General features: G+C 38.6%; 8 protein-coding genes. All 8 read left to right on the top strand.

All coding sequences use genetic code 11. The features are described 5' to 3' along the window. Positions 1-21: 21 nt before the first annotated feature. Positions 22-1,581: a SusD/RagB family nutrient-binding outer membrane lipoprotein gene (locus RDN93_RS00395; RefSeq protein WP_308743810.1), complete on the top strand. Its 1,560-nt coding sequence runs from the start codon at positions 22-24 to the stop codon at positions 1,579-1,581. Between the two features lie 31 nt (positions 1,582-1,612). After that, positions 1,613-2,692: a glycoside hydrolase family 18 gene (locus tag RDN93_RS00390; protein WP_308743809.1), complete on the top strand. Its 1,080-nt coding sequence runs from the start codon at positions 1,613-1,615 to the stop codon at positions 2,690-2,692. Between the two features lie 19 nt (positions 2,693-2,711). Then, complete coding sequence (locus tag RDN93_RS00385; protein ID WP_308743808.1) at positions 2,712-3,956, top strand: BT_3987 domain-containing protein; 1,245 nt, start codon at positions 2,712-2,714, stop codon at positions 3,954-3,956. A gap of 13 nt (positions 3,957-3,969) precedes the next feature. Continuing rightward, complete coding sequence (locus RDN93_RS00380) at positions 3,970-4,986, top strand: BT_3987 domain-containing protein (protein ID WP_308743807.1); 1,017 nt, start codon at positions 3,970-3,972, stop codon at positions 4,984-4,986. Between the two features lie 447 nt (positions 4,987-5,433). Continuing rightward, the gene (locus RDN93_RS00375) at positions 5,434-7,551 is read left to right on the top strand and encodes a DUF4838 domain-containing protein (RefSeq protein ID WP_374047350.1); all 2,118 of its coding nucleotides are present in this window, start codon (positions 5,434-5,436) and stop codon (positions 7,549-7,551) included. Positions 7,552-7,648: 97 nt separating this feature from the next. After that, positions 7,649-8,980, top strand: a complete 1,332-nt coding sequence (locus tag RDN93_RS00370) for an MFS transporter (protein ID WP_308743806.1) — start codon at positions 7,649-7,651, stop codon at positions 8,978-8,980. A gap of 17 nt (positions 8,981-8,997) precedes the next feature. Continuing rightward, positions 8,998-9,966 (top strand): 1,4-beta-mannosyl-N-acetylglucosamine phosphorylase, encoded by a 969-nt coding sequence (locus RDN93_RS00365; protein ID WP_308743805.1) that lies wholly within the window; start codon positions 8,998-9,000, stop codon positions 9,964-9,966. Positions 9,967-9,973: 7 nt separating this feature from the next. Further along, a complete protein-coding gene (locus RDN93_RS00360) occupies positions 9,974-12,238 on the top strand; it encodes a GH92 family glycosyl hydrolase (protein WP_308743804.1) in 2,265 nt (754 codons plus the stop codon). Positions 12,239-12,393: the final 155 nt, after the last annotated feature.

Below are 12,393 nucleotides of genomic sequence, written 5' to 3'. Positions count from 1 at the left end.
ATATTCAAATATACAGGAATTATGAAGATAAATAAATATATTATTCACTTGTCAATTGCAGGTTCATTATTGCTTGGCACGTCCATATTTCAATCTTGTATGGATGATGAATTGAACCGACCGGATGGTAAAATATCGGAGGAAGAACTAAACCGTGACGGATATGCAGCAAATGCGTTCTTCCCGACGATGTGTGATTATGCCTATCCGGTAGCTACAGAAAATATATATAACACGATGGAATCCCTTATCGGTGACTGTTATGGGCGTTATCAGGTACTTGCCACCGATAAATTCAAAGGAGCTAATTTTATTAGTTACAATGCTCCTGGCGATTGGCTAGACCAACCTTTCAAAGATGGAAATGTCATGGTAAAGATTTCCACAGCTTGGAACAAGATTAAAGAAGTCACAGGAGGAACAGGAGTTAATTTTGCTTGGGCGCAGATTTTGAGAATAACTGCCATGCAGCGGTTGGTGGACCTTTATGGAGCAATCCCTTACAGTAAGATGGAATCAGGCAATCTAAATTCTCCCTACGATACTCAAGAAGAAGCTTATCGTGCAATGTTCAAAGATCTGACAAATGCGATTAATGATATGACTTTATTTGTCAATCAACACCCAGAGGAAAGGCCCATGAAGAAATTCGATAATATCTATGAAGGAGATTTCAGAAAATGGGTAAAATACGCCAACTCGTTAAAGCTTAGAATGGCTGTCCGAGTTCGTTTTGCTGCCCCTGATTTGGCAGAACAAATGGGCACTGAAGCAGTCAGTCATCCTATCGGAGTCATTGTAAACAATGAAGATAATGCTGCTGCTTCCGGAAACAAAAATCAACTTTGGACTGTACTAGTCGACTGGTCCGACCACTGTGTTTGTGCTGACATCACATCTTACATGAATGGATATCAAGATCCACGTCGTTCTAAGTATTTCACAAAGAAAACAATGAGTACAGGTAGTGAAGAATACATAGGAATGCGTTCAGGTATCTCATATAACAGATCCGACCGGTTGGGATTTTCATTGATTAATGTACAGAGAGAAGACCGTACACTGTGGATGAGTGCGGCCGAGACAGCTTTTAACAAAGCAGAAGGTGCAATGTTGCATTGGGATATGAAAGGAAAAGAAAAAGACTTGTACGAGGAAGGAATTCGGCTTTCATTTCAACAATGGGGAGTTAATGGTATTGAAAGTTATCTAGAAGGTGCTACCCCTCAAAGTTCTTACACAGACCCATTAGGAAGTGGAAGTACAGGAGCTGTCAGCACTATTACTGTTAAATGGAATGACAGAGATAGCGAAGAAATCAGATTGGAACGTATTATCACTCAGAAATGGATTGCTTTATGGCCGCTTGGTCAGGAAGCATGGAGTGAATACCGACGTACCGGTTACCCTAAGTTATTTCCGATAGCTCCGGGAATCAGTCCGAATATTCCGGTGGCCAACCGCATTCCCTTTCCTACCACTGAATTTACTCGAAATACAGAAAATGTGAATGAAGCTGTGCAGAAGTTAGGAGGTAATGGGTACGATACTAAGATATGGTGGCAACGCACTGATAAATAAAACCAGATTCACAGATTTTAATCTTAAAAATATGAAGAAGATATTCTATTACATTTTATCATTGTTAGGTTTTTGCCTGATTATTTCCGCTTGTGAAGATTGGACGGAAACTGAATCTTTGAATCCCGAAAAATTAGTAGGGACGAATAAATCTGACGAATATTATGCTCGTTTGCGTGCATACAAAGCTTCCGATCATCCTGTTTCTTTCGGATGGTTCGGTAATTGGACAGGTAAAGGTGCAAGTCTGGAAAACTGTATGACCGGATTGCCGGACAGCGTAGATTTCATCTCAATGTGGGGTGGTTGGAAAGCGCCGACAGAGGCTATGCTGCAAGACCTTCGTTATGTGCAAGAAAAGAAAGGAACTAAAGCGTTAGTTGTATTCCTCGTATTAGAAATGGGAGATCAGATTACCCCTGATGAATACAATGCCACTCGTGAAGACAGGCATAAGTTCTGGGGATGGATAGATGGTGATGAAGAAGCTATTGAGAAATCAATTGTTAAATTCGCTAACGCTATCTGTGATACCATTGATAAATACAACTATGATGGATTCGATCTTGATTGGGAAAACGGAGTTCCCCAACCATTCCCGACAAATTATGAAATGGGAGTGGGAAATAGAATCTCTGTATTTATTGAAACAATGGCAAAACGCATAGGGCCTAAATCCGGAACCGGACGTTATTTTGTTATTGATGGAGTATACGACGGAGTACCTGCTAAATATGGTCCTTATTTTAATTATTTTATCACACAAGCTTATGGAGCCAGTAGTGAAGCTACTTTGAATAGCCGCATGGATGATATGATCAAACACTATGCCGATGTAATGTCAGCAGAAGAATGTGCAAAGAAATTTATCGTCACAGAGTCGTTCGAACAGTATACTTCAGGTGGAGCCGATTTTACTACTCCGGATGGAAGGAAAATTAAGTCATTAGAGGGAATGGCTCGCTGGAATCCGGTTGTTAATGGCAGGAAAGTACGAAAAGGTGGTGTTGGCACCTATCATATGGAATATGAATTTTCAGAGGACGGATATGATGTTAGTTATCCATATCTCCGAAAAGCCACGCAAATTATGAATCCGGCAGTTAAATAATTAAATGAATCACTATATTATGAAACGAATATCAACAATTATAAGCATGGTCACGGTAGCATTACTTCTTGTTATATTAAGCATGACAAGTTGCAACGATGCAAAATATGATACCATTGATAGCCGTATCTATATTCAAGAGACCGGAATTAAGTCATATTCATCCACTAAAGTGACAATTAGTGATGAAAATGTAACAGTTATGGTAACGCCTCGCACCGGACAAAACGTTGTTCAAGATACAGAAGTAAAATTCAAGATTGATGCTGAAGCATTAAAAGAATTTAATCAAAGAAATGGAACTAGTTATGAAGTTTTACCTGAGGATAATTACATTTTTGATAACCCTGTGGCTATTATTAAAAATGGGACAAGTGCCGGCACGAGTGTTGCAGTTACTATTATGCCTCTATCGGAAGAGTTATTGACTTCAGGGAAACAATATGCCTTACCTTTGGCCATTGAGTCTGCTTCCGGAATTGAAGTTATGAAAGGAGCCGATGTTATGATTTATATTGTAGATCCGCTTATTATTACATCAGTGCCAGTCATTAACTACAAACATCACTTGCTTATGCACATGAGACAAAGCTATGCATTAAGTGAATGGGCAGTGGAATTTCGTTTGAGTATTGATGAATTAGGTACGGAAAAAGGACAGAAAAATAATCAGGCCTTGTTTGCTGCAAATGCTCCGGCAGGAATGGACGGTGAAATTTATACTCGTTTTGGTGATGCAATGGTAGAAGGTAATTTACTCCAGATTAAGAATCAAGGCTCTCAATTCAATAGTACGATGAAATTTGCCATTAATACATGGTATCATATTGCATTCGTTAATAACGGAGTTACCATAACCATGTATATCAATGGAGTAAAAGACAGCGAAATGACCTCTTCCGGAAAAATAACAAATGTCGGAGGTGATTTTTCATTTGGTGCTGGAAACATGTTATTAGCTAATGTCAAGGTTAATGAAATACGTTTTTGGACGAAGGCAATTACTCCTGTGCAAATTGCTAATAATATGTTCAACATTGATCCTCAAAGTGAAGGACTCGAAGGGTACTGGAAATTAAATGAAGGCAAAGGACGTGAATGTAAAGATTATACAGGTCATGGCAATACAGCTGGATTTTATAAGAAGGTTCAAACCGGATGGGCAGGTGAAGAGGTCTGGGTAGAACAAGAAACAACTCCGACATGGATTCATAATGTCAAAGGTGAAAATGGTCCGGATAACAAAGTTGAAGGAAATAATTAAAAATAGACTGATTATGAAATATCTGAATTATATAATTTTCAATATAATCGTTATCGCCCTGTTTGTGGATTTAACATGTATATCTTGCAGTAACGAAGATGAAAAAACAGAAAACGAATATGTATATCTGGTAAATTTTAGAGGCACCTCTGAAAATACGACACAATGGGCGGTAGCTCAGACTCCCATAGGGGGAGTCTGTGACCAAAATGAATTTAAATTCCCTGTAATGCTTACTCTGCCATTGCAAACGGATATAAATATATCTGTTGAACTAGTAATGAGTGAAGTTGAGAACTACAATACCAACCACAAGACAACATACATATCTCCTTCGGATGGTGCTTATAGCTTTACTAACAAAAGTGTAACAATTAAAGCGGGAGAACTGGAATCTTCAGATTCTATATGTCTTACCATTGATGATTTTAAATTATTAAACGCCTCAGAAGGATATGTATTTCCTTTTCGTTTGTCAGAAGTATCTAAAGGAAATGTTAGTATAAGTTCTAATTTGAATATGCTATACCTTATTTTAAACAATTCTTTTAGTAATATTGATACGAAAGCAACTTCGATTGAAGGTGAAGCGTATGATCGTTCTAGTTGGGTATGTACATCTCCCAATAGCTATTATTCAAATCCGCAAGATGTTCTTGATGGAAATTCACGTACTCAATGGGAGGGGTTTACGTACAGTAGCCAGATTAGTTTTAATATTAATATGGGTACTCAAAATTCAATTAAAGGATTGACCTTCTCTCCCAATTATATACCTAATGGTCAAATATGTCCGGGTAATATGAAAACGACGAATGTGTATACTAGTAATGATGGTAGTGATTTGACGAGCCAAGGGACTATTGTGATGCCTTCAATTAGTACTAATGCGTCTTATGATAACCCAGTACTCAATATTATTAAGTTCTACACACCGGTAATTGCCCAATTTATAAAGCTGGAAATGCCGGATTCATGGGATGATAACTATATAGATGTTTACATAGGAGAAATTAATGCTATAAAATAATATCACAGTAAAACGAGGGATATATCAGTCCCTCGTTTTAATAATTGAACAGAATATAAATACGAACGATAAATAATGTAAATAACAAAGAGATAAAAATATTCTCACAAATAATAATCATACAAATATATTTTTCATCATTAGTGTCCCGTTAAAATTGGGACAAGTTATTAATTAATCAAACAATCTTGTGTATTTGATAGTAACGATGTATAGAGAGTTTTGGAATTGTTTTAATTATAAAAGGAAGGTTAATCTCTAAATTATTAATAAGTATTAAAAGAACAGGTTTTAGTTTAGTCCTGCGGTTCATTTAATTGTATTCTTTATATAACACCATTAATAATAAACATGAGAAACATGAATCTAAAGCTGATTTTGAGAACACTAATGTTCTTTTTGAGCGTATGGATGTGCACGTCTTTTGCATATGCCCAAATACCTTTGATGAAAGACGGAAAAACGAAAGCCAAGGTTATTTTGGAAGAAGATAGTCAAGTGAATAGGGTAGCTGCTAATCTCTTTCAATCTTTCGTTCAAAAGATAACGGGTAAAACTTTGCCTATTGTAATAAAACAGATTCCACAAAAAGGAGATATCTTTATTGGTGGAGAAACTTCCCAAGAAGTGACAGAGGATGGATTTTCTATTTCTACTCAAGATGGCATTCTAAGAGTTTCAGGTAAGGACAATGGAGTCGTTTATGGAATTGTAACCTTATTAGAACAATATTTAGGTGTTGATTACTGGGGAGAAAATGAATATTCTTTAGTTCCTCAAAAGACGATAACTCTACCTTTGATTAATAAAATAGATAATCCGGCTTTCCGTTATCGCCAGACGCAATGCTATGCTATTCGTACAGATTCTGTCTATAAATGGTGGAATCGACTGGAAGAGCCAAATGAGGTCTTTGCTGCCGGTTATTGGGTGCACACCTTTGATAAATTATTACCTTCTTCTGTTTATGGAAAAGAACATCCCGAATACTATTCTTATTTTAAGGGAAAACGTCATCCGGGAAAGGCTAGCCAGTGGTGTCTGAGTAACCCGGAAGTCTTTGAAATTGTAGCACAACGCGTTGATTCTATTTTTAAGGCAAATCCTGATAAACAGATTATGTCTGTAAGCCAGAATGACGGTAACTATACGAATTGTACTTGTGATGCATGTAAGGCTATTGATGATAGGGAAGGGGCATTATCGGGAAGTATAATCACTTTCTTAAATAAATTGGCTGCCCGTTTTCCAGATAAGGAGTTCTCCACATTGGCTTATTTATATACGATGAATCCGCCAAAGCATGTGAAACCTTTGCCTAATGTGAATATAATGCTTTGTGATATTGATTGTGACCGCGAAGTGACATTGACAGAAAATGCTTCAGGCAAGCAGTTTGTGAAGGCAATGGAAGGCTGGTCTGCTATAACAGATAATATCTTTGTTTGGGATTATGGCATTAACTTCGATAATTATCTTGCTCCATTCCCAAATTTCCATATCTTGCAGGATAATATCCGTCTTTTCAAGAAGAATCATGCCACCATGCATTTTTCTCAGATTGCAGGAAGTAGGGGCGGAGACTTTGCAGAATTGCGTGCTTATCTGGTATCGAAGTTGATGTGGAATCCGGAAGTTAACGTCGACTCATTGATGCAACATTTTCTGCATGGTTACTATGGCGAAGCTGCTCCCTATCTCTATCAATATATAAAAGTGATGGAAGGCGCACTGATTGGTAGCGGACAAAGACTATGGATATATGATTCGCCTGTCTCCCATAAAAATGGAATGTTGAAACCGACCTTGATGCGTCGTTACAATGATTTGTTTGATTTGGCGGAAAAAGCTGTTGAAGCGGATAATACATTCTTGAAAAGAGTTCAACGTGCTCGTTTGCCACTTCAGTATTCTGAGTTGGAAATAGCACGTACGGAAACCGTGAAAGACTTAGTTGATATAGACAAGAAGTTGACACTTTTTGAAGAGAGAGTGAAAGAGTTTAATGTTCCTACATTGAATGAACGTTCCAATTCGCCGGTAGAGTACTGTGAGCTATACCGTAAACGTTATATGCCGCAGACTGAACAGAGTTTGGCATTAGGAGCCAAAGTTTCTTATATTATTCCACCTACCGGAAAATATGCAGAAATAGGAAAGACGGCATTAGTGGACGGACTGTTTGGAGGAGCTACTTTTGTAGACAGTTGGGTAGGCTGGGAAGGAACCGATGGTGCGTTCATCATAGATTTAGGAGAAGAAAAGGAGATTCATAGTGTAGAAACAGATTTCTTACATCAGATTGGAGCTTGGATTCTCTTTCCTTTAAAAGTTGCCTATTCTTATTCGGCGGATGGAGAACGATATACGCCTTGGGGTGCAACCGATTTGGCTGAAGAACGTTCCGGTAAGGTCGGATTCCGCGGAGTTAAGACAGAATCTGCAACGCCTATAAAGACACGTTATATAAAAGTAGAAGTTACGGGAACGAAAGAATGTCCGACTTGGCATTATGGTGTAGGGCATCCTTCATGGTTTTTCATAGATGAAGTGATAATAAAATAAAAAAAATAGGGGGGAGGCATTAGTAGTTTCCCCCTTTTAGTTGTATTATATATAGATGGGTTAGAAAAATGATTTTTTCATCTATATACTATGATTTATGCAACAGAATAAAACTGCTTCTCAACAGAAAACGATCACCCCGGTTTACTGGGTGCCTACTGCTTATTTTGCAATGGGACTTCCTTTTATAATTGTCAATTTGGTCTCTTCATTGATGTTCAAGAATTTGGGCGTTTCAGATACGCAAATCACATTTTGGACTTCATTACTCATATTGCCATGGACATTGAAATTCCTATGGAGTCCTTTTCTTGAAATGTATCGGACAAAGAAGTTTTTTGTATTATTTACAGAACTTCTGAGTGGTGTATTATTCGGGGTGGTTGCATTCTCTTTAATGTTTGATTACTTTTTTGCTATTAGTATTTCGACAATGGCACTTATTGCATTTAGTGGAGCCACACACGATATAGCCTGTGACGGAGTGTACATGGCAGAACTTAATCAAGTAGACCAAGCGAAATATATCGGAGTACAAGGTGCTTTTTATAATATAGCTAAACTTGTGGCTAATGGTGGGTTAGTTGCTCTGGCTGGTAGTTTGGCGGAACATTTTGGGGCTATAAAAGGAGCATCTGTCGATATGAACAAAGATGCATATTCATATGCCTGGATGATAATATTTGTTATCATAGCTATTATAATGATATTATTAGGGCTTTATCATACTAAAATGCTTCCTTCTACGCAGCATCCGGCAGTTACTAATAAAAAGTCAGTTTCGGAAGTTATGAATGAAACATATATTGTCATCAAAAACTTCTTTACTAAAAAACATATTTATTATTATATTGCTTTTATTCTCTTGTATCGACTAGCGGAGGGGTTTATTATGAAAGTCGCTCCTCTGTTCTTGCAAGCATCAAAGGCTGAGGGAGGGCTAGAACTTTCATTAACAACAATAGGAACACTGAATGGTATTTTTGGTTCTGCAGCATTTGTAATTGGTTCTTTATTATCCGGAATTTATATTGCTAAAATTGGATTGAAAAAGACACTTTTCCCATTATGCTGTGTTTTCAACCTTCCGTTTGTTGCTTATACTTTCCTTGCTGTTACGCAACCGGATAATTTTTATTTGATAGGAACATGTATCACTATGGAATATTTTGGTTACGGTTTCGGATTCGTAGGTCTGACATTGTTTATGATGCAACAGGTTGCTCCCGGGAAACATCAAATGGCACATTATGCTTTCGCATCAGCAATCATGAACTTAGGCGTAATGCTTCCGGGAATGATTAGCGGTTACATTAGTGATAAATATGGATATGAAAAGTTTTTCATATATGCTTTGATTGCTGCAATTCCGGCTCTTTTGATTACCTATTTCATACCTTTTACGTATGACGATTCAAAAAATAAATAACATAAAATTCAATTATTATGAATAAGATTCAAATTCCTTGGGAAGATCGTCCTGTCGGATGTACGGACGTAATGTGGCGTTACTCACAAAATCCGGTTATCGGACGCTACCACATTCCTTCATCCAATAGTATTTTCAATAGTGCTGTTGTTCCTTTCAAAGACGGTTTTGCTGGTGTATTCCGTTGTGATAATAAAGCTGTACAGATGAATATCTTTGCAGGATTCAGCAAAGACGGTATTCATTGGGATATTAATCACGAGCCTATCCAATTCAAGGCCGGTAACACGGAAATGATTGAATCAGAGTATAAGTATGACCCTCGTGTGACATGGATTGAAGACCGCTATTGGGTAACCTGGTGTAATGGCTATCATGGTCCTACTATTGGTATCGCTTATACTTTCGACTTTAAAGAATTCTTCCAATGTGAGAACGCTTTCTTGCCTTTCAATCGTAACGGCGTACTTTTCCCACAGAAAATAGATGGTAAATATGCTATGTTGAGCCGTCCCAGTGATAACGGACATACTCCGTTTGGAGACATATACATCAGTTATAGTCCGGATATGAAATATTGGGGCGAACATCGTTGTGTGATGAAAGTGACCCCATTCCCGGAAAGTGCCTGGCAGTGTACAAAGATAGGTGCCGGCTCAGTACCTTTCCTTACAGAAGAAGGTTGGTTGCTTTTCTATCATGGTGTTATCACTACCTGTAACGGTTTCCGTTATGCAATGGGCTCTGCCATACTTGATAAAGACCATCCGGAGAAAGTGCTTTACCGTACCCGTGAATATCTGATTGGCCCGGCTGCTCCTTACGAACTTCAAGGCGATGTGCCCAATGTAGTATTCCCCTGTGCTGCTTTGCAGGACGGCGAACGTGTAGCTGTTTATTATGGTGCTGCAGATACGGTTGTAGGCATGGCTTTCGGATATATTAAAGAGATTATCGACTTTACTAAACGAACAAGTATCATTTAATAAAGCTATGAGACGTATTTTATTAACTTACACACTTGCTTTCGCCCTTCTTCCCGTTTATGCGGGAGAAGGCGGAAGCCCTCCCACTAAAAGGAATCTTTTGATAGATTATGTAGATCCTTTTATTGGAACTACAAATTTCGGTACTACCAACCCCGGCGCAATCTGCCCGAATGGTATGATGTCCGTAGTTCCTTTCAATGTGATGGGCTCTTCTGAGAATACGTACGACAAAGATGCCCGATGGTGGTCTACTCCTTATGAACATACAAACTGTTTCTTTACCGGATATGCTCATGTGAATTTGAGCGGAGTCGGTTGTCCTGAGTTAGGCTCCTTATTATTGATGCCTACTACCGGAGAACTGAATGTAGATTATAAAGAATATGGCAGTAAATATAAGGATGAACAGGCTTCACCGGGGTATTACTCCAACTATCTGACTAAGTATAATGTAAAGACAGAAGTGTCTGCTACTCCGCGTACTAGTATTGCCCGTTTTACTTTCCCAAAAGGCAAAAGTCATATATTGTTGAATTTAGGAGAAGGATTGACGAATGAAAGCGGTGCCATGCTCCGTCGCGTAAGCGATAGCGAAGTGGAAGGCGTAAAATTGCTTGGTACATTTTGTTATAATCCCCAAGCTGTATTTCCTATTTATTTTGTGATGCGGGTTAAAAAGACTCCCGCTGCAACCGGATATTGGAAGAAACAACGTCCGATGACAGGTGTGGAAGCCGAATGGGATCCGGATCAGGGGAAGTATAAACTCTATACCCGTTATGGAAAAGAAATAGCAGGTGATGATGTCGGCACTTATTTTTCTTTCGATACGGAAGAGGGTGAACAGGTGGAAGTGCAGATGGGAGTTTCTTTTGTCAGCATAGAGAATGCCCGGTTGAATCTGGATCGTGAACAAGCGGGAAAGAGTTTTGAACAGATTCTTGCAGATGCGCGTGCAAAATGGAATGATGACTTGTCGCGTATTACAGTAGAAGGCGGAACAGACGCTCAGAAAACAGTGTTTTATACGGCACTTTATCATTTGCTGATTCATCCGAATATCCTACAGGATGTCAATGGAGAATATCCGGCAATGGAAAGCGATAAGATTATGACAACAAAAGGAGATCGCTACACGGTATTTTCTCTTTGGGACACCTATCGTAATGTCCACCAATTGCTGACTCTTGTCTATCCGGAACGTCAAATGGAAATGGTTCGCACCATGCTTGATATGTATCGGGAACACGGCTGGTTGCCTAAATGGGAATTATATGGAAGAGAGACATTGACAATGGAAGGTGATCCGAGTATTCCGGTAATTGTAGACACTTGGATGAAAGGGTTGCGTGACTTTGATGTTGATTTGGCTTACGAAGCAATGTACAAATCAGCGACCTTACCGGGAGCAGAGAATCTGATGCGTCCCGATAACGATGATTATATGTCAAAAGGATATGTACCTCTTCGTGAACAATATGATAATTCCGTATCCCATGCATTGGAATATTACATTGCAGACTTTGCCTTATCCCGCTTTGCTGAGGCTTTAGGTAAAAAGGAAGACGCGGAAATGTTTTATAAACGTTCTTTAGGCTACAAGCATTATTATAGTAAGGAGTTCGGTACATTCCGTCCGATTCTTCCTGATGGAACTTTTTATAGTCCGTTTAACCCCAGACAGGGAGAGAACTTTGAACCGAATCCCGGCTTTCATGAAGGAAATTCCTGGAACTATACATTCTATGTACCTCACGATGTATATGGGCTTGCCAAGTTGATGGGTGGAAAGAAACCTTTTATTGACAAGCTGCAAATGGTTTTTGATGAAGGTCTTTATGACCCGGCTAATGAACCGGATATTGCCTACCCTTATTTATTCTCATACTTTAAAGGTGAAGAATGGCGTACACAGAAAGAGATACAACGTTTGTTGGATAAGTATTTCACAACGAAACCGGATGGCATTCCGGGAAATGACGATACAGGAACAATGTCTTCATGGGCTATTTTCAATATGATCGGTTTCTATCCGGATTGTCCGGGACTACCCGAATATACATTGACGACTCCGGTATTTGACAAAGTGACGATTTGTCTGGATCCGAAATGGTATAAAGAAAAAGAGTTGGTGATTGAGACTAATCGTACTCAACCGGGAACTCTATATATCAATAAGGTGTTATTGAATGGCAAGAAGTTCAATAAATATCATATCACACATGATGAACTTGTTCATGGTCAACGCATATTTTTTGATTTAAAGTAACACACAGTGTTTCATAGGTATCGTTTTTGGGTTGACAGGGCTGTCGGACTTTTCAGGGTTCGGCAGCCCATTTTTTTACATTTATTCTTATCATTATATCTAATAAAAAGAGTGACGGTATATGCTTGGTATAGCGTCACTATATGGATGGAATA

Origin of the sequence: uncultured Bacteroides sp. (genome assembly GCF_902491285.1) — a bacterium.
In the GTDB taxonomy this organism is placed as follows: Bacteria; Bacteroidota; Bacteroidia; order Bacteroidales; family Bacteroidaceae; genus Bacteroides.
The sequence above is the reverse complement of the archived record's forward strand: the minus strand, read 5'-3'. Positions and strand labels throughout refer to the sequence as shown.

What these genes read in the sequence shown, in the direction of transcription:
- RDN93_RS00365 (WP_308743805.1), top strand. Translation starts at nt 8,998, where the DNA reads ATGAATAAGATTCAAATTCCTTGGGAAGATCGTCCTGTCGGATGTACG.
- RDN93_RS00370 (WP_308743806.1), top strand. Translation starts at nt 7,649, where the DNA reads ATGCAACAGAATAAAACTGCTTCTCAACAGAAAACGATCACCCCGGTT.
- RDN93_RS00360 (WP_308743804.1), top strand. Translation starts at nt 9,974, where the DNA reads ATGAGACGTATTTTATTAACTTACACACTTGCTTTCGCCCTTCTTCCC.
- RDN93_RS00395 (WP_308743810.1), top strand. Translation starts at nt 22, where the DNA reads ATGAAGATAAATAAATATATTATTCACTTGTCAATTGCAGGTTCATTA.
- RDN93_RS00385 (WP_308743808.1), top strand. Translation starts at nt 2,712, where the DNA reads ATGAAACGAATATCAACAATTATAAGCATGGTCACGGTAGCATTACTT.
- RDN93_RS00375 (WP_374047350.1), top strand. Translation starts at nt 5,434, where the DNA reads ATGAAAGACGGAAAAACGAAAGCCAAGGTTATTTTGGAAGAAGATAGT.
- RDN93_RS00390 (WP_308743809.1), top strand. Translation starts at nt 1,613, where the DNA reads ATGAAGAAGATATTCTATTACATTTTATCATTGTTAGGTTTTTGCCTG.
- RDN93_RS00380 (WP_308743807.1), top strand. Translation starts at nt 3,970, where the DNA reads ATGAAATATCTGAATTATATAATTTTCAATATAATCGTTATCGCCCTG.